Source organism: Peribacillus faecalis (genome assembly GCF_014712675.1).
GTDB lineage: Bacteria > Bacillota > Bacilli > Bacillales > DSM-1321 > Bacillus_AD > Bacillus_AD faecalis.
Genome location: NZ_JACXSI010000025.1, coordinates 37918 through 55971 on the forward strand (window position 1 = coordinate 37918; position 18054 = coordinate 55971).

Annotated in this window: 18 protein-coding genes and 1 rRNA gene; all 19 read left to right on the forward strand. The window is 40.5% G+C overall.

The window, feature by feature from the left end; translation table 11 throughout:
- Positions 1 to 13 precede the first annotated feature (13 nt).
- Positions 14 to 748 (forward strand): vWA domain-containing protein, encoded by a 735-nt coding sequence (locus IEO70_RS11480; protein WP_190998517.1) that lies wholly within the window; start codon positions 14 to 16, stop codon positions 746 to 748.
- Complete coding sequence (locus IEO70_RS11485; RefSeq protein ID WP_328820919.1) at positions 717 to 1667, forward strand: protein kinase domain-containing protein; 951 nt, start codon at positions 717 to 719, stop codon at positions 1665 to 1667. The genes IEO70_RS11480 and IEO70_RS11485 overlap by 32 nt, the downstream gene beginning before the upstream one ends.
- Positions 1668 to 1792: 125 nt before the next feature.
- Complete coding sequence (tilS, locus tag IEO70_RS11490) at positions 1793 to 3166, forward strand: tRNA lysidine(34) synthetase TilS (protein ID WP_190998518.1); 1374 nt, start codon at positions 1793 to 1795, stop codon at positions 3164 to 3166.
- Positions 3167 to 3195: 29 nt separating this feature from the next.
- Positions 3196 to 3741 carry a hypoxanthine phosphoribosyltransferase gene (gene hpt / locus IEO70_RS11495; RefSeq protein WP_190998519.1) on the forward strand — a complete coding sequence of 182 codons (546 nt, stop codon included), beginning with the start codon at positions 3196 to 3198 and terminating at the stop codon, positions 3739 to 3741.
- A gap of 112 nt (positions 3742 to 3853) precedes the next feature.
- Positions 3854 to 5851 carry an ATP-dependent zinc metalloprotease FtsH gene (gene ftsH, locus IEO70_RS11500; RefSeq protein WP_190998520.1) on the forward strand — a complete coding sequence of 666 codons (1998 nt, stop codon included), beginning with the start codon at positions 3854 to 3856 and terminating at the stop codon, positions 5849 to 5851.
- Positions 5852 to 6062: 211 nt separating this feature from the next.
- Positions 6063 to 6848, forward strand: coding sequence for a type III pantothenate kinase (locus tag IEO70_RS11505; RefSeq protein ID WP_190998521.1), 786 nt, complete (start codon positions 6063 to 6065; stop codon positions 6846 to 6848).
- A gap of 21 nt (positions 6849 to 6869) precedes the next feature.
- Complete coding sequence (hslO, locus tag IEO70_RS11510) at positions 6870 to 7748, forward strand: Hsp33 family molecular chaperone HslO (RefSeq protein ID WP_190998522.1); 879 nt, start codon at positions 6870 to 6872, stop codon at positions 7746 to 7748.
- Between the two features lie 83 nt (positions 7749 to 7831).
- Positions 7832 to 8632 (forward strand): peptidyl-prolyl cis-trans isomerase, encoded by an 801-nt coding sequence (locus IEO70_RS11515; RefSeq protein ID WP_407949166.1) that lies wholly within the window; start codon positions 7832 to 7834, stop codon positions 8630 to 8632.
- A gap of 223 nt (positions 8633 to 8855) precedes the next feature.
- The gene (gene cysK, locus IEO70_RS11520; protein WP_190998524.1) at positions 8856 to 9782 is read left to right on the forward strand and encodes a cysteine synthase A; all 927 of its coding nucleotides are present in this window, start codon (positions 8856 to 8858) and stop codon (positions 9780 to 9782) included.
- Positions 9783 to 9897: 115 nt separating this feature from the next.
- Entirely contained in the window at positions 9898 to 11328 is a 1431-nt protein-coding gene (locus IEO70_RS11525; protein ID WP_190998525.1) for an anthranilate synthase component I family protein, read from the forward strand.
- On the forward strand, positions 11325 to 11903 hold the full coding sequence (gene pabA / locus IEO70_RS11530; protein WP_190998526.1) for an aminodeoxychorismate/anthranilate synthase component II: 579 nt from the start codon (positions 11325 to 11327) through the stop codon (positions 11901 to 11903). The genes IEO70_RS11525 and pabA overlap by 4 nt, the downstream gene beginning before the upstream one ends.
- 4 nt (positions 11904 to 11907) lie before the next feature.
- Positions 11908 to 12777: an aminodeoxychorismate lyase gene (gene pabC / locus IEO70_RS11535; protein WP_190998527.1), complete on the forward strand. Its 870-nt coding sequence runs from the start codon at positions 11908 to 11910 to the stop codon at positions 12775 to 12777.
- An 18-nt stretch (positions 12778 to 12795) separates the two neighbouring features.
- Positions 12796 to 13638 (forward strand): dihydropteroate synthase, encoded by an 843-nt coding sequence (gene folP / locus IEO70_RS11540; protein ID WP_190998528.1) that lies wholly within the window; start codon positions 12796 to 12798, stop codon positions 13636 to 13638.
- Entirely contained in the window at positions 13631 to 13996 is a 366-nt protein-coding gene (folB, locus tag IEO70_RS11545; protein WP_190998529.1) for a dihydroneopterin aldolase, read from the forward strand. Before folP ends, folB begins: the two co-directional genes overlap by 8 nt.
- The gene (folK, locus tag IEO70_RS11550) at positions 13993 to 14520 is read left to right on the forward strand and encodes a 2-amino-4-hydroxy-6-hydroxymethyldihydropteridine diphosphokinase (RefSeq protein ID WP_190998530.1); all 528 of its coding nucleotides are present in this window, start codon (positions 13993 to 13995) and stop codon (positions 14518 to 14520) included. Before folB ends, folK begins: the two co-directional genes overlap by 4 nt.
- Positions 14472 to 14681, forward strand: coding sequence for a helix-turn-helix domain-containing protein (locus tag IEO70_RS11555; protein ID WP_190998531.1), 210 nt, complete (start codon positions 14472 to 14474; stop codon positions 14679 to 14681). Before folK ends, IEO70_RS11555 begins: the two co-directional genes overlap by 49 nt.
- A gap of 60 nt (positions 14682 to 14741) precedes the next feature.
- The gene (gene dusB / locus IEO70_RS11560) at positions 14742 to 15746 is read left to right on the forward strand and encodes a tRNA dihydrouridine synthase DusB (RefSeq protein ID WP_190998532.1); all 1005 of its coding nucleotides are present in this window, start codon (positions 14742 to 14744) and stop codon (positions 15744 to 15746) included.
- A gap of 219 nt (positions 15747 to 15965) precedes the next feature.
- A complete protein-coding gene (gene lysS, locus IEO70_RS11565; RefSeq protein ID WP_190998533.1) occupies positions 15966 to 17450 on the forward strand; it encodes a lysine--tRNA ligase in 1485 nt (494 codons plus the stop codon).
- Positions 17451 to 17943: 493 nt separating this feature from the next.
- A 16S ribosomal RNA gene (locus IEO70_RS11570) occupies positions 17944 to 18054 on the forward strand; the annotation flags it as partial.

Consider the following 18054-nt stretch of genomic DNA (forward strand, 5'->3'; position numbering starts at 1 on the left):
GAGGAGGATTTGAATGAATACAGGCACACTAAAACAAATTTTGCTGATCACGGACGGGTGTTCAAATCGAGGAGCAGACCCTGCCGCAATGGCGGCATTTGCCCGAGAACAAGGGATTACTGTTAATGTAATTGGTGTCATGGAGAATGATGTAATTGATGACCAAGGATTGCGTGAAATTGAAGCGATAGCAGCGGCTGGAGGAGGGGTAAGTCAGGTAGTGTATTCCCAAGCTTTATCGCAGACAGTCCAAATGGTTACGAGAAAGGCGATGGCTTCCACAATTCAAGGTGTCGTAAATAATGAACTGAAGCAAATACTGGGGCAATCGGCTTCTATAGAAGAATTGCCGCCGGATAAAAGGGGGGAAGTTATTGAAGTAGTAGATGAGCTGAGTGAGACTTCCTCATTGGAAGTGCTTGTGCTAGTAGATACGAGTGCCAGTATGAAGCAAAAGTTGCCTACTGTAAAAGAATCGTTAATAGACCTTTCCATTAGTTTAAATGCTCGTGTCGGAAAAAATAAGTTCTCTCTGTTTGTATTTCCCGGGAAAAAGGAGGATGTGGAGAAGCTAATAGACTGGACACCGAAGCTAGAGTCATTATCCAAAGTATTCTCTAAGCTGAGTCCAAGAGGCATAACGCCCACAGGTCCGGCTATCAGTGAAGCAATCCGGTATTTTAATAAAAAAAGATCGTTAAGGAGCCTGTTATCGGATGATGATGAGCAATACTACAAAGAATCCTAGTAAAGTGCCTCCAGGGACAGTAATAAACGGAAAATGGAATAAAAATCGATATAAAGTTATAAGAATGCTAGGCGCCGGCGCAAATGGGACTGTGTATTTAGCCGACCATCAGGGACAGCTGGTCGCGATTAAAATGAGCAGCGATTATGGAAGCATCGCTTCAGAGATGAATGTATTAAAGTCGTTCTCCAAGGTCCAAGGGTCTTCCCTGGGGCCTTATTTATTTCATGGAGATGATTGGGAACATAATGGCCGCAGTTTTCCTTTTTATGTTATGGAATATATTCAAGGGGACGATTTGCTTTCATTTATTAAGAAGAAAGGGGATGACTGGGTCGGTATATTGCTTCTGCAATTACTTGCGAGCCTTGACGAGCTGCATAGTCAAGGTTGGATATTTGGAGACTTAAAACCGGAAAACCTGATTGTCATGGACGCATCCCACTCCATTCGCTGTATAGATGTCGGCGGTACGACTCCAATCGGCCGATCAGTGAAAGAGTATACGGAGTTTTTTGATCGCGGGTATTGGGGGTTGGGTACGAGAAAAGCGGAACCTTCATATGACTTATTTGCTGTTGCAATGATTGGAATTAATGTATGTTACCCGAATCGTTTTCAGAAGCAATCAGATAGAAAAAGACAATTGCTGGAAATTGTTGATAAAAACGTAAAGCTGCGCCCGTACAATAAGGTAATTAGAAAAGCGTTATTGGGCGAGTATGGAAGTGCTAAGGAAATGAGAAGAGAGCTGTTGCTTTCGATACAGGCGAAAAATGACCGGCGAGTGAAGGGAAGTGTCACATCAAAGAATGTGAAATCTAATAAGAAAAACGGCGGTTTTGCTGAAACATTTTTCATTCTATTGATTGTCGGTTGCATATATGGTTTGTATATCTTTTCGCAGTTAACAGGATAAGCCTTCAAAAAAAGAAACATTTGTGAAGTTATTTACTATTTACTTTGGAAAAGAGAGAGCAATAAAGTACAATATAAAGTAATAATTCTTCTATGAAGTGATAAGTTAAGAAGAGGGAGTTAATCATGCTTGAAGAAAGAGCTAGGCAGGCAATAAACAAATATGGGCTTATACAGCAAGATGAACGTCTGCTGATTGGAGTTTCCGGGGGAGCAGACTCAATGGCACTTCTTCACTTTCTATGCAGTCTGAGAAAAGAATACAATTTGCAGCTGGTAGTTGCTCATGTAGACCACATGTTCAGAGGTCAGCAATCTTATGAGGATTATTTGTTTGTTGAAAAGTATTGTGCCGAATGGGGAGTGGTTTTTGCGGGGACACGAATAGATGTTCCGGCATACATAAGTAAAACGGGTAAAAGCTCGCAAGTTGCTTCCAGAGAAGCAAGATATAAGTTTTATGAAGAGGTTATGAGAAAGTATCGGATACATAAGTTGGTGCTGGCTCACCACGGTGATGACCAGATTGAAACTATTTTGATGAGGCTGACAAGAGGTGCAAGCGGAGAAGCCAGAGCCGGCATCCAAATGAAGAGAACGTTTCAGGAGCATGAAATCATTCGTCCGTTTCTATTTGCTGATAAGGATGATATAGAAGATTATTGTCAAAGATATGGGATAGCGTACAGATTGGATGAAAGCAATTTGAAGCCTGTATATGCGAGAAATCGGTATCGTTTACAAGTGCTTCCGTTTCTGAAAAAGGAAAATACACAGGTTCATGAGCATTTCCAAAGATTTAGCGAAGAATTGCTCGAGGACGAAGCTTTTTTAAACTCACTTGCAAATGAACGATTAGAAGCGCTGGTTTTAAAAAAGGATAACGAGGTAAAGATTAGTATTAGAGCGTTTCTGCAAACGCCAAAGCCTTTACAAAGAAGGTGTATTCATCTAATATTAAACTATCTTTATTTTGAAAGACAAGAAGATCTATCTGCAACGCATATTGAGTCAATGATCACTCTTTTTCAAAGTTCTCATCCATCCGGAGAAATCCACTTACCAGCAGGCCTAAAGGTTATTAAGTCATATGACGAAGGTATCTTTACATTCAGGCAGAAAGATTCAGAACCTTATTCCTATACAATACATATACCAGGTGAGGTCGTCCTTCCGAATGGACGAAAAATAACAACAAGTGCGAATCAATCGGTTGAAGAAAAGAGCAACAATATTTTTATTGCCAATCTTGAGGATATACATTTGCCTTTAACAGTCAGGACCCGCAATAACGGGGACCGTATGAAAGTGAAAGGTTTAAATGGATCGAGGAAAGTGAAAGACATTTTTATTGATAAAAAAATACCTGTAACAGAAAGAGCGTCATGGCCGATTGTGGAGGATGCCGGCGGGGAGGTCATCTGGATTCCCGGTCTGAGCAAATCTGACAAAGAGGCTGTTAAGGAGAGTAAGTCTTTCATTACATTAAAGTATGTTTAGAATTCATTCTTCTAGGAGGAAGGCAGTTAATGAGCTTACGCAATGAAATTGAAGAAATTTTAATTAGTGAAGAAGAAATACAAGCAAAAATTTTAGAGTTAGGACAACAGCTGACTGAGGAATACAAAGATAAATTCCCATTAGCAATTGGTGTATTGAAAGGTGCTATGCCTTTCATGGCAGATTTGTTCAAACGCGTTGACGCACACATCGAAATGGATTTCATGGATGTATCCAGCTACGGCAACTCTACAGTTTCATCAGGGGAAGTTAAAATCGTAAAGGATTTAAACACTTCAGTTGAGGGAAGAGACATTCTGATTGTTGAAGACATTATCGACAGCGGTTTGACGCTAAGCTACTTAGTGGAACTATTCCGTTACCGCAAAGCAAAAAGTATTAAGATTATTACTTTATTAGACAAGCCAAGCGGAAGAAAAGCTGATATCAAAGCTGATTATGTAGGCTTCATCGTTCCGGATGCATTTGTTGTGGGGTATGGATTAGATTATGCTGAACGTTATCGTAATCTTCCTTACATTGGTGTTCTAAAACCCGAAATTTACGAAAACTAAGCTATAATAGCTTATATAAACATACAGTCTCGTTAGAATGTTAATATATTGTATTCCAATGTTTTACTGTGGTAAAATTCTAAATAGTTGTGACTGTGGGAGGAGATAAGGAATGAATCGGATCTTCCGTAATACCATTTTTTATTTATTGATTCTTTTGGTTATTATCGGTATCGTTAGCATCTTTACCAATAATAATGAAAATGATAAAAGCATCACTCAAGATCAATTTATTAGCAATTTGGAAAATGGGAACGTAGAAAGTTATTCCATACAGCCAGAGAGAAACGTATATACTGTTAAAGGTCAACTGAAAGATGCGAAAGAGGGGGAGTACTTTGTTACATATGTAATCAACAGTACAGCGACTCTTGAGCGCATTGAAGAAGCATCTCAAGCTTCTGGTACAGATGTTGAAGCTGTTCCGGCAAAAGAGACGAATGGTTTCATCTCGTTCTTAACAACAATGATTCCGTTTGTGATTATTTTATTCCTGTTCTTCTTCTTATTGAACCAATCACAAGGCGGTGGCGGCCGTGTTATGAACTTTGGTAAAAGTAAAGCTAAGCTTTATAATGATGAGAAGAAAAAAGTTCGTTTCACTGATGTAGCGGGCGCGGACGAAGAAAAGCAAGAGCTGGTGGAGGTTGTTGAGTTTCTAAAGGACCCTCGCAAATTCTCTGAGCTTGGCGCTCGTATTCCGAAAGGGGTTCTGTTAGTCGGACCTCCTGGTACTGGTAAAACATTATTGGCAAGAGCAGTAGCTGGAGAAGCGGGAGTTCCATTCTTCTCAATCTCAGGTTCTGACTTCGTTGAGATGTTTGTCGGTGTCGGTGCATCTCGTGTACGTGACTTATTTGAAAATGCGAAGAAGAATGCTCCATGTATCATTTTCATTGATGAAATTGATGCAGTAGGCCGTCAGCGTGGCGCTGGTTTAGGCGGCGGACATGACGAACGTGAGCAAACTTTAAACCAATTATTAGTTGAGATGGATGGTTTCGGTGTGAATGAAGGTATTATCATCATCGCAGCAACTAACCGTCCTGATATCTTGGATCCGGCACTTCTTCGTCCGGGACGATTCGACCGTCAGATTACAGTAGGCCGTCCGGATGTTAAAGGTCGTGAAGCAGTACTTAAAGTACATGCCCGCAATAAGCCTTTAGATGATAGTGTCGATTTGACAGCAATCGCTCAAAGAACGCCTGGCTTCTCAGGTGCAGATTTAGAGAACTTGTTGAATGAAGCTGCGCTTGTTGCAGCGAGACAAAACAAGAAGAAAATTGACATGGGTGATATCGATGAAGCAACAGACCGTGTAATTGCCGGCCCTGCTAAGAAAACTCGTGTTATCTCTAAGAAAGAACGAAATATTGTTGCTTTCCATGAGGCCGGACATACAGTAATCGGTGTTGTTCTTGACGAAGCGGAAGTTGTTCATAAAGTAACGATTGTTCCGCGTGGTCAAGCTGGAGGATATGCAGTAATGCTTCCGAAAGAAGATCGTTTCTTTATGACAAAACCGGAACTTCTTGATAAAATTGTCGGTCTTCTTGGCGGACGTGTCGCCGAGGAAATTGTATTCGGTGAAGTAAGTACTGGTGCTCATAATGACTTCCAACGTGCTACTGGCATTGCTCGTCGTATGGTAACAGAATTCGGTATGAGTGATAAACTGGGACCTCTTCAATTTGGACAATCACAAGGTGGTCAAGTATTCCTTGGTCGTGACTTCAATAACGATCAAAACTATTCCGATGCAATCGCTTATGAAATTGATTTGGAAATTCAACGTATCATTAAAGAATGCTATGCTAAAGCAAAAGACATTCTTACTGAAAACCGAGATAAGCTGGACTTAATCGCCAATACGCTTCTTGAGGTTGAAACATTGGATGCAGAACAAATCAAGTCCTTATGCGACCACGGTAAATTACCTGAGCGTTCATACAAGTCATTGAACGGAAACCTTGAGGTTACTGAAAATGACGTTAAAGTAAACATTACAAAGAAAGAAGAAAAGATTGAGGCTGACAATGTATCTGTAGAAGATATTGATTTAAAGAAGCCACAAAAAGATGAGCCTTCTGACAAAAAAGAAGATTAATCTTCTTTTCTTCCGATAACATAAGCGACCTCTTCATTGTGTAGAGGTCGCTTTTTATTGCTTAAGCAACAGAGAGTCAATTTGATAACAGTTTTAAGATAGCATAAGTTTTAGAAAAGGACCGGTGACGGTTTTTCTTATTAACGCTCTCAATATAGTTATGGTATGATGTGATGGTATATTGTCAAACTTTTAAAAGTGGTGATTTTGAATGATATTTGTTTTAGATGTAGGTAACACCAATACAGTGTTAGGTGTATATAAAAATGACGTCTTGAAGCATCACTGGCGTATAGAAACAAGTCGCAATAAAACTGAAGATGAATACGGCATGATCATAAAAGCATTATTGGAACATGAAAACTTAAGATTTACTGACTTTGACGGAATTATCATTTCTTCTGTCGTGCCTCCTATAATGGCAGCGTTGGAACGCATGTGCGAGAAATATTTCAAGACGAAGCCGTTAATTGTCGGAGCGGGAATTAAAACAGGTCTTGATATTAAATACGATAATCCGAAAGAAGTAGGGGCAGACCGTATCGTTAATGCTGTAGCAGCAATTCAACAATATGGCGGTCCGCTAATTATTGTTGACTTTGGAACAGCGACAACGTATTGCTATGTCAATGAAAAGAAACAATATATGGGTGGGGCAATTGCTCCAGGTATCGGTATCTCAACAGAAGCGCTCTATACAAGAGCATCTAAGCTTCCGCGTATTGAAATTGTTAAGCCGGATTCGATTGTCGGCAAAAGTACAGTGTCAGCGATGCAAGCAGGTATTTTATACGGCTATGTTGGGCAAGTAGAAGGCATTGTTCGCCGTATGAAGGCTGAGAGCAAGGTTGAGCCGAAAGTAATCGCAACAGGCGGATTATCTGCGCTTATTGCGGATGAATCGAATGTGATTGATGTCGTAGACCCATACTTAACATTAACAGGGTTAAAAATTATATATCAAAGAAACAAAGACCGATTAAAGAATAACGTCTAGAAACGGAGCGGAATAGATAGTATGAAAGATTATTTAGTAAAAGCATTAGGTTATAACGGCCAAGTCAGAGCATATGCAGTATCAACTACTGAAACCGTATCAGAAGCGCAGCGTCGCCATTACACATGGCCTACAGCTTCAGCGGCACTTGGTCGTGCAATGACGGCCGGCGTGATGATGGGTGCGATGATGAAAGGCGACGATAAGCTGACAATTAAAATCGAAGGCGGCGGCCCGATTGGGTCAATCCTTGTTGACAGCAATGCAAAGGGTGAAGTAAGAGGTTATGTTACGAACCCGCAAACGCATTTTGATTTGAATGAAGAAGGCAAACTGGATGTTCGCAGAGCAGTTGGAACAGACGGAATGTTGACTGTCGTGAAAGACATTGGATTAAAGGATCATTTTACAGGACAAACGCCAATCATATCAGGCGAGCTTGGTGATGACTTTACGTATTACTTAGTTACTTCCGAGCAAGTGCCTTCCTCTGTAGGCGTAGGCGTACTTGTTAATCCGGACAATTCGATTAAAGCAGCTGGCGGATTTATATTGCAGTTGATGCCAGGAACAGAAGAAGAAACAATTGTTGCAATTGAGCAACAGCTGAAAGTAATTCCTCCGATTTCTAAAATGATTGAAGCCGGCTCTACGCCTGAAGATATTTTAGAACAGCTATTGGGTGAAGGGAACGTGCAGATTCTAGAGAAAATGCCAGTTTCATTTGCTTGCCAATGCTCGAGAGAACGTATTGAAAATGCCTTAATCAGCTTAGGAAAAGATGAAATTCGTCAAATAATTGAAGAAGAAGGTCAAGCGGAAGCTAACTGTCACTTCTGTAACGAAAATTATCATTTTTCTAAGGAGGAACTGGAACAATTAGAAAAAGACGCACAATAAAATGGGAGCAGTTTCCCGTTTCGAAGAAAAAGTTAGTATATGCGATAGGCATCCTTTTCTTAACGAATGTCATCACGATTTTTATTGCAACCAATCCTTTTTCTACACCTGATGGCGAGGTAGAAATAGCGAAAATCAGCGATACTTCTATTGAACGCCAGCAACTTTGGGATGAATTGGAGCAACGTTTTGGTCAAGAAGTTTTGTCTGATATGGTGAATCAAGAAGTGATTAAGCAAGCGGCATCGGAATATGGCATCTCGGTATCTGAGGAAGAGCTCGATACAGAGTTAATGATGATTAAAGCGAAATACGGCTCTTACGATGAGCAATACTTATGGTACGGAAGCGACTGGGAAGGTCAAATTGAACAAAAAATCCTTCTTGAGAAGCTTTTAGTCCAAAGTGTAGAAATATCTGAAAGTGCAGTTAAAGAAGCATATAATGCGAATGAAGATTTATATAAAATCGGTAAAACGTATCATCTGTCACACATTGTTGTTGAAGATAAAAAATCAGCGCAAGCAATCTATGAGCAACTGCAGGATGGTGTGGCTTTCGGCACGTTGGCGCTAGAACAATCAACAGATACCGGCTCTGCATATCAAGCCGGCGATATTGGCTATATAAATAAAAATCAAACGCGATATTCACCGTCCTATTATAAACAGGCCGGAAAGCTGAAAGAAGAAGAATTCAGCAAGCCTTTTAAAGTAGAAGACGGTTACGCGTTGATTTTTGTGCAGGAAATTATTAAAGCGAAAACGTTCGCCTATGAAGATGTCAAAAGTATGATTGAGCGCGAACTTGCCTTAGAGGAAATAGATGGCGCAATAACAGCGAGTTATTTCTGGGATGAACTCGGTGTCAAGTGGAACTATTAAAGAGGTGATGGGGCTGTATAAAAGTTTAAAGCTTTTGACAGCCCTTTTGCTATGTTTTTCATACGTTAGAAGGAGAATGAGTTTCATAAACGTATAAAATGGGAATGGATGTCTAAATAAATAAAGAATTTAAAAACTGAGCTTTAAATTGTTGACAAAATTTAAACTTGCGTGTAAATTAAAATAAAACCAATAAAAATACTTGGAATTAGGAGTGGAGATTATGTCTAAAATCGCAAATTCTGTAGCGGAATTAGTTGGGCATACGCCTATCGTGAAATTAAATCGTTTAGTAGATGACAACAGTGCGGATGTTTACTTGAAATTAGAATACATGAACCCTGGAAGCAGCGTTAAAGACCGTATCGCTTTAGCGATGATTGAAGCAGCAGAGGAAAGCGGACAATTGAAAGCTGATTCGACTATTATTGAACCGACAAGCGGCAACACTGGTATCGGTCTTGCTATGATCGCAGCAGCTAAAGGTTATAAAGCAATTCTTGTTATGCCGGAAACAATGAGTTTAGAGCGTAGAAACTTATTACGTGCTTATGGAGCTGAGCTTGTATTGACTCCTGGACCTGAAGGAATGGGCGGAGCAATTCGTAAAGCAGAAGAGTTGGCGAAAGAAAACGGCTATTTTATGCCGCAACAATTCAAGAATGAAGCTAACCCTGAAGTTCATAGAAGAACAACTGGTAAAGAGATCGTAGAGCAATTTGGCGGCGAGCAGCTGGACGCATTTATTTCAGGTATCGGTACGGGCGGAACAATCACTGGTGCAGGAAGCGTGTTACGTGAAGCTTTCCCTGGTATTAAAATCGTAGCTGTTGAGCCAGCTGATTCACCGGTTCTATCAGGCGGCAAACCAGGTCCTCACAAAATCCAAGGTATTGGTGCAGGTTTTGTCCCAGATGTGTTGAACACAAATATCTATGATGAAATTATCACTGTGCAAAATGATGAAGCATTCAAATATGCACGCCAAGCAGCTAAAGAAGAAGGTATTCTAGGTGGAATTTCTTCCGGTGCGGCAATCTCAGCAGCACTTCAAGTGGCGAAAACGTTAGGAAAAGGCAAAAAAGTATTAGCGATTATCCCAAGTAATGGCGAAAGATACTTGAGCACGCCTCTTTATAACTTTGAATAATATTATTTCGAAAGAAAGCACCCTTCCCCCAGGGTGCTTTTTTGCTTTATAATGCAGAAAAAAAGAAGTTCGTAGTAAACTATTAAGGTTTAACAAATATGGTATTGGAGTGATTATGATCAACAGGCATGTATACAGTAAGCAACTTTCATTTACGAAAGAGCAATTCTTTCAGGCGTATGAAGTATTATCACAAGAGAAAGATCACCACGTCATTCTGGAAAGCGGACGAAACGGGAATTATTCCATTTGTGGCTTGCAGCCATTCGCCATTCTGGAAGGATATGCGGATTACTTGCAAGTGACCGATCGACTAGGACAAGTGGAAAAGTTGGACGGAAATCCTTTACATAGAATGAAGGAATGGATGCATCGATATAGTATTCCTTCAGGTGATCAGCTTCCTGATTTTCGAGGTGGGGCGATTGGGTTTATCAGCTATGATTATGTTCGTTGCATTGAAAAGCTGCCGATTTTGGCAAAAGATGACTTGGAAACACCATATATATATTTCTTAGTTTTTGATGAGGTTGCTGTATTTGAGCACAAAAATAATATTCTATGGCTTCTGAAAGTAGGGGAGCAGGAAACTGAGAGAGCTTGCTTAAGACGGCTGGATGAAATTGAACAGGACTTTATCAGGGCAGCATCTTCTCATACAATGCGACAGCAGTCGAATTCTGTATATTATTCTGAAGAAAGTTTGTCGGTTTCTATGACAGAGCAGGAATTTATCACTGCAGTCGAGAAAATAAAGAAATATATATCTTTTGGGGATATATTTCAAGTGAATTTATCGGTAAGACAGTCCAAACCGCTTACAGCACATCCTCAGGCTATTTATTCTGCTTTAAGAGAGTTGAACCCTTCACCTTATATGGGCTACATACAAACGCCAAGCTTTCAAATTGTCAGCGGATCTCCGGAGCTATTGGTCAAAAAGAAACGGAATCATGTCAGTACACGTCCAATTGCGGGTACACGTTCGAGAGGGAAAGATGCAGAAGAAGACGAGCGTTTAGAGCAAGAATTAATGAACAATGAAAAAGAACGAGCTGAACACGTTATGCTTGTTGACTTAGAACGCAATGATCTTGGAAAGGTGTGTGAATATGGTTCAGTGGAAGTGAATGAGTTTATGACCATTGAAAAATATTCACATGTCATGCACATTGTCTCCAATGTTCAAGGGACATTGGAAACTTCATTTGATGGCTATGATTTAATTGATGCAGCCTTTCCGGGAGGGACAATTACGGGAGCACCCAAAATACGGACAATGGAGATTATTGAGGAGTTGGAACCTGTCCGGAGAGGAATTTACACAGGCTCAATCGGTTGGATTGGATTTGACGGAGATCTCGAGTTGAATATTGTCATCCGTACTTTGTTTGCTAAAGGTGGAATCGGACATATTCAAGCGGGAGCAGGTGTGGTTATCGATTCTGTGCCGGAGAATGAGTATAAGGAGAGCTTAAAGAAAGCGAAGGCTATATGGAGAGCAAAGGAAATGGCAGACGAGAAAGTAGAAGGTAAACAACTATGATCATCATGATTGATAACTACGATTCCTTCACGTACAATTTAGTGCAATACTTAGGAGAGATGGGTCAAGAATTAATCGTGAAGCGTAATGATGAAATCACGATTGAGGAAATTGCACAATGGCAGCCGCAATGCATAATGATTTCACCCGGACCATGCAGTCCGAATGAAGCGGGAATGAGCCTTCAAATAATCGAACATTTTGCTAAAGATATTCCGATTTTGGGTGTCTGCTTAGGGCACCAGGCGATAGGGCAAGTATTTGGAGGAGATGTCGTTCAGGCAGAGCGGCTGATGCACGGAAAAACATCACCTGTTTTTCATGATGGTAAGACGATTTTTGAGAATATGCCAAACCCTTTTCAGGCTACAAGATACCATTCTTTAATTGTAAAAAGAGAGACGCTGCCATCATGCTTTGAAATATCAGCATGGACCGAAGAGGGGGAAATCATGGCGATTCGTCATAAGGAATATCCGGTTGAAGGTGTTCAGTTCCATCCTGAATCGATTATGACGGAAAAAGGGAAAGAACTAATCGGCCAATTCCTTCACTTTTATAAAAGAGCTAGGTGATAGAGTGGTTATTTATTGTAATGGACAGTACATAGAAGAACAAGATGCCGTGATTTCGCCTTTTGACCATGGGTTTCTATACGGAATGGGCATTTTTGAAACCGTTCGTATATATGATAGACACCCTTTTTTACTAGATGATCATCTAGTCAGGTTGCAAAAAGGTCTTGATGAAATGGGTATAAGAACAATTGTTCGTAAAGAGGAAATAACAGCTATCGTACAAAAGCTGCTAAGGCTAAATAACCTTTCGAATGCACGTGTCCGGATTAATTACTCGGCAGGTATCGGAAAAGCCGGGTTACCGGAAGATGATTACTTTTATCCGATTTTGATTGTCTTTATTAGTCCTCTTTCGGAAGCGGTTAACTGTATTGTCGAGAAAGAGGCTGTAATTTTGAAATTAAGACGTAATATGCCGGAAACAGGCAATCGTCTTAAATCGCATCATTTCGGAAATAATATTGCTGCAAAAATGGAGCTTCAGACAACATATCCGAATGCGGAAGGAATATTTTTGACGAAGGATGGATTTGTCGCAGAGGGTATTACATCCAATGTATTTTGGGTGAAAAACAAGGTCATATATACGCCAGGTGAAAATACTGGCATTTTAATGGGAATTACAAGACAATGGATTATAGCTGCGGCTAAAAAGATGGGCTATGAAATACAGGAGGGCAGTTTCCCGTTATCGGAGTTAGAGAGGGCAGAAGAAGTTTTTCTAACTAACTCTATTCAGGAAATAGTCGCCATTAATAAGCTGATAGAGATCGGTGTTTATCAAGGAGCAGCCGGCAAAATAACACAGGCCTTGTATCAGCAATACAAACTGGAACGCACGTCTTCATCGTCGTGTGAAAACTTATTATAAGAAATGCTGGGTGAAAAGATGACTACAAAAAACACAGTTCTATCTTGCGGTCCTTATCAATTGGATTATGAGAAAAAGACATTGATTATGGGGATATTGAATGCAACACCAGATTCCTTCTCGGATGGCGGTCGCTACATTCACGTTGATGACGCAGTGGCGAAAGCGAAGCAGTTGGTAGCTGATGGTGCGGATATTATCGATATTGGCGGTGAGTCTACACGTCCGGGAGCGGAGTTTGTCTCAGCCGATGAGGAATTATCAAGGGTTATTCCGGTTATAAAAGCAATTTCGCAGGAGATTGAAGTACCGATTTCCATCGATACGTATAAAGCGGAAGTGGCTAAGCAATCGATATTAGCAGGTGCTCATATTGTCAATGACGTATGGGGAGGCAAAGCTGACGGTGCTATGCCGAAAGTGGTGGCGGAGCTGGATGTTCCGTACATTATTATGCACAACCGCGAAGGAAGTAGTTATTCTTCTTTTATGCGGGATGCTATCAATGATCTTTACGAAAGCATTCAGCTAGCTAAAACAGCGGGTGTCCGTGATGATAATATCATTTTGGATCCGGGCATCGGATTCGCGAAAGATTTAGCGTTGAATATTAAAATGATGCAGAATCTAGATACAATCGTAGCTCTCGGTTATCCGGTGCTTCTTGGTACATCAAGAAAATCCATGATTGGAGCTGTTTTAAATTTACCCCCTGACGAGCGCATGGAAGGAACAGGCGCAACGGTTTGCTATGGCATACAAAAGGGCTGTCAAATCATGCGGGTACATGATGTAAAAGAAATCGCCCGAATGGCAAAAATGATGGATGCATTAATGGGAAAGGGTGATTACAGTGGATAAAATATATGTCAATGAGATGGAGTTTTACGGCTATCATGGTGTTTTCCCGGAGGAAACAAAACTTGGTCAGCGCTTTAGAGTAGACTTAATCGCAGAAGTAGACCTATCGGCAGCTGGCAAAAGTGATGACTTGCATGACTCTGTTAACTATGGAGAGCTATATAATGCATGCAAGATGATTGTCGAAGGAAAACCGTATAAACTGTTAGAAGCAGTAGCTGAAAATCTTGCTTCAACAATTTTAGCGGAATTCCCTTTAGTATCGGCATGCACGGTGAAGGTCATCAAACCTGATCCGCCAATACCGGGACACTACAAATCAGTTGCTGTAGAAATTAAGAGGAGTCGACAAGCGTGAAGTCAGTAGCATATCTCTCTCTTGGTTCCAATTTAGATGACCGTTTGAGTTATTTAAAGGGAGCTATAGAGGAACTGCATAAAGATGAGCGAATAAGTATAAATAACGTATCATCGATATATGAAACAGAACCGGTTGGATATACAAATCAAGGAAATTTCTTAAACATAGTTGTGAAGCTGGAAACAGACTATGAAGCAGAGCAGCTGTTGAGAAAATGTTTGCAAATAGAATTAGAGCTTGGCAGGGAAAGGAAAATCAGGTGGGGTCCGAGAACGATTGACCTTGACATTTTGCTGTATAATCAAGACAATATTGAAACGGATAACCTTTCTGTTCCACATCCTCGGATGCATGAGCGCGCTTTTGTCATCATTCCGCTATTGGAAATAGAACCTAACATCGAGCTTCCGGCGATGGGATTGCCATTGCAGAAAGTATTAGACCATATACCCGATAAAGAAGGAGTTCGATTATGGAAGAGGAAAGATGGGGAAGACGAATTCGCGCATTTAGAAAGCTAAAAGGATATACACAAGAAGGATTAGCAAAAGAGTTACTTGTATCTGTTTCGCTACTTGGCGAAATCGAACGAGGCAACCGTGTTCCGACAGAACAATTTTTATCAGAAGTGTCTGCAGTACTGCGCATTTCTATTGATGAGTTGCGTCCGCCGCAAGAATAGAATTGATTAAGGATTTGGGATTGAATTTCGAATAGCTTAAAGCAAAGGAGAACACAACGAATGTTAAAAATAGGCGATATTCAAATGAAGAATCCCGTCGTCCTTGCGCCGATGGCCGGTGTGTGCAACTCAGCATTTCGCCTTACGGTCAAAGAATTTGGCGCAGGTCTTGTTTGTGCTGAAATGGTCAGTGATAAAGGGATTGTTTTAAAAAACGCAAAAACGATGAATTTGTTGTACATCGATGAGCGCGAGAAGCCGCTAAGTCTGCAAATTTTTGGTGGTGAAAGGGAGTCTCTTGTCGAAGCGGCTAAATTTGTCGATAAACATACAAATGCTGATATTATTGATATAAACATGGGATGTCCGGTACCGAAAATCACGAAGGCTGATGCAGGTGCCAAATGGCTGCTTGATCCGAACAAAATTTATGATATGGTTGCTGCGGTAGTCGACGCTGTCGAGAAACCTGTCACAGTGAAGATGCGTATGGGTTGGGATCCTGAGCATATTTATGCTGTCCAAAATGCGCAAGCTGTCGAACGGGCTGGAGGTAAGGCCGTTGCGCTTCACGGAAGAACACGTGTGCAAATGTACGAAGGGACGTCGGATTGGAACATTATTCGCGAAGTGAAACAAAATGTGAACATTCCAATCATCGGAAACGGAGACATTAGCACCCCTCAAGATGCTAAGCGTATGCTTGATGAAACAGGCTGCGATGGTGTTATGATTGGTCGCGCAGCACTAGGAAATCCATGGATGATTTATCGTACAGTCAAATATCTCGAAACGGGAGAGCTTATGCCTGAGCCGACTGCACAAGAGAAAATTGATGTGTGCATACTGCATCTCGATCGTTTAATTGATTTGAAAAGCGAGCACATCGCTGTTCGTGAGATGAGAAAACACGCAGCATGGTATTTAAAAGGTGTAAAAGGAAGCGGGAAGGTGCGCAATGAGATTAATGCGTGTGAAACGCGTGCTGATTTAGCGAACCTTTTAAATACATTAGTAGAAGATAATCAAAAAGAAGAGGAGATTGACCAAGTCCAAGCGGTATAGTTTGTTGACTTTGATTGGTATCTTTTCTATAATGCATGTAAAATTAGACTGCCAGTAGAGAAACTGGCAGTTTTTTATATGTGAAAAGCAGAAAGCACTCGATTTTGATGGAAAAAAGGTGTTTTCTGTCCATACTTTGTGTACAATGAGTAAAGAAAATAAAGTTCGTTATTCGAGCTGTCTATATATCCAGATAAGAGAAAGTGGAGTGAACAAACAATGAGTCATGAAGAATTAAATGACCAGCTTCTCGTTAGACGCGAGAAAATGCAAAACATGTTTGATGCGGGAAAAGACCCGTTCGGCAAAAGATTCGAACGCACTCATCTAACTCAAGAGTTATTTGATGCGTATGGAGATTGCGAAAAAGAAGAGCTTGCTGAGAAAGAAATCGAAGTGAAAATCGCCGGTCGTATTATGACAAAGCGCGGTAAGGGTAAAGCGGGATTTGCGCACATTCAGGATTTGACTGGACAAATGCAAATTTACGTTCGTAAAGATGCTATCGGCGACGAAGCGTATGACGAATTTAATCACGCTGACCTTGGTGATATTATCGGTATTAAAGGTACAGTTTTCAAAACAAATGTTGGAGAGCTATCTGTTAAAGCGAGCGAATTTACATTCTTAACGAAAGCACTTCGTCCGCTTCCGGACAAGTTCCATGGTCTGAAAGATGTTGAAGAACGTTACCGTAAACGTTACGTCGATCTTATTACAAACCAAGAAAGCAGAAATACATTCATTACACGAAGTAAGATCATCCAATCTATGCGTCGTTACCTGGATAGCCACGGATACCTGGAAGTAGAAACGCCGATGATGCATACAATCGCAGGCGGAGCTTCAGCACGCCCGTTCGTTACGCACCATAATGCATTAGATATGGAATTGTTCATGCGTATTGCAATTGAACTTCACTTGAAACGACTAATTGTCGGTGGTCTAGAAAAAGTGTATGAAATCGGTCGTGTCTTCCGTAATGAGGGTGTATCAACTAGACATAATCCGGAATTCACAATGATCGAACTGTATGAAGCATATGCAGATTACAATGATATTATGAACTTGACTGAAAACTTAATTGCGCACGTTTGCCAAGAAGTTAACGGTACAATGGTTATTCCTTACGGAGAGCACGAAGTGGACCTAACACCTCAATGGAAACGAGTTCATATGGTAGATGCCGTTAAAGAAGCAACTGGTGTAGACTTCTGGAAGCACATGACGAAAGAAGAAGCACAAGCGTTAGCGAAAGAACATGGCATTGAAGTAAATGAACATATGGAATTCGGACACGTTGTAAATGAATTCTTCGAGCAAAAAGTTGAAGAAACACTTATTCAGCCGACATTTGTATATGGACACCCGGTGGAAATTTCTCCATTAGCTAAGAAAAATGAAGAAGATCCACGTTTCACTGATCGTTTCGAGTTATTCATTGTCGGCCGCGAGCATGCAAATGCCTTCACTGAATTAAATGACCCGATCGATCAACGTCAACGCTTTGAAGCGCAATTAAAAGAAAAAGAACAAGGTAATGATGAAGCACATGAAATGGATGAAGATTTCATCGAAGCACTAGAGTATGGTTTACCGCCTACAGGTGGTTTAGGGATCGGAGTAGACCGTTTAGTCATGCTTTTAACAAACTCGCCATCTATTCGCGATGTTCTTTTATTCCCTTATATGCGCCAACGTTAATATTATTTATAAAAAGACAGCGAAACTGCTGTCTTTTTATATGGGAAAAATAATAAAATTAATGGTTTTGATTTAGACTAAATTGGGTACTAGTAACAATGCTGGTTGTTAAATTATTATGAATTATCAAACTTTACTATTCTGCTAAACTTTTTACCTAAATGGGTTGCGAAGTTTTAGGTAAGGTGGTATATTAATATCTGTCGTTAGGAAATGCGATAAACAAACAATTCGAATGAAAGAACAACCAAAAAAGTTGTTGACAGTCAAATTCGAAAATGTTATATTGATAAAGTCGCTTCTGAGTGAAGTGATTAAAATAAAAAAGTTGTTGACAAACAAGTGAGCTAATGTTATTATAAAAAAGCTTCTGTTTGAGATAACATATTGATCTTTGAAAACTAAACAAAACAAAAACGTCAACGTTAATTCTAATAAAACGTTTCGGCATTGAACGAAACAAAACTTTTTATTTTATGAGCAAGTCAAACAATTTTTGGAGAGTTTGATCCTGGCTCAGGACGAACGCTGGCGGCGTGCCTAATACATGCAAGTCGAGCGGACAGATAAGGAGCTTGCTCCTTTGAAGTCAGCGGCGGACGGG

Excerpts from the sequence above, each read along its gene's own strand:
- IEO70_RS11480 (WP_190998517.1), top strand. The coding sequence starts at position 14 with ATGAATACAGGCACACTAAAACAAATTTTGCTGATCACGGACGGGTGT.
- IEO70_RS11485 (WP_328820919.1), top strand. The coding sequence starts at position 717 with ATGATGATGAGCAATACTACAAAGAATCCTAGTAAAGTGCCTCCAGGG.
- tilS (WP_190998518.1), top strand. The coding sequence starts at position 1,793 with ATGCTTGAAGAAAGAGCTAGGCAGGCAATAAACAAATATGGGCTTATA.
- hpt (WP_190998519.1), top strand. The coding sequence starts at position 3,196 with ATGAGCTTACGCAATGAAATTGAAGAAATTTTAATTAGTGAAGAAGAA.
- ftsH (WP_190998520.1), top strand. The coding sequence starts at position 3,854 with ATGAATCGGATCTTCCGTAATACCATTTTTTATTTATTGATTCTTTTG.
- IEO70_RS11505 (WP_190998521.1), top strand. The coding sequence starts at position 6,063 with ATGATATTTGTTTTAGATGTAGGTAACACCAATACAGTGTTAGGTGTA.
- hslO (WP_190998522.1), top strand. The coding sequence starts at position 6,870 with ATGAAAGATTATTTAGTAAAAGCATTAGGTTATAACGGCCAAGTCAGA.
- cysK (WP_190998524.1), top strand. The coding sequence starts at position 8,856 with ATGTCTAAAATCGCAAATTCTGTAGCGGAATTAGTTGGGCATACGCCT.
- IEO70_RS11525 (WP_190998525.1), top strand. The coding sequence starts at position 9,898 with ATGATCAACAGGCATGTATACAGTAAGCAACTTTCATTTACGAAAGAG.
- pabA (WP_190998526.1), top strand. The coding sequence starts at position 11,325 with ATGATCATCATGATTGATAACTACGATTCCTTCACGTACAATTTAGTG.
- folP (WP_190998528.1), top strand. The coding sequence starts at position 12,796 with ATGACTACAAAAAACACAGTTCTATCTTGCGGTCCTTATCAATTGGAT.
- IEO70_RS11555 (WP_190998531.1), top strand. The coding sequence starts at position 14,472 with ATGGAAGAGGAAAGATGGGGAAGACGAATTCGCGCATTTAGAAAGCTA.
- dusB (WP_190998532.1), top strand. The coding sequence starts at position 14,742 with ATGTTAAAAATAGGCGATATTCAAATGAAGAATCCCGTCGTCCTTGCG.
- lysS (WP_190998533.1), top strand. The coding sequence starts at position 15,966 with ATGAGTCATGAAGAATTAAATGACCAGCTTCTCGTTAGACGCGAGAAA.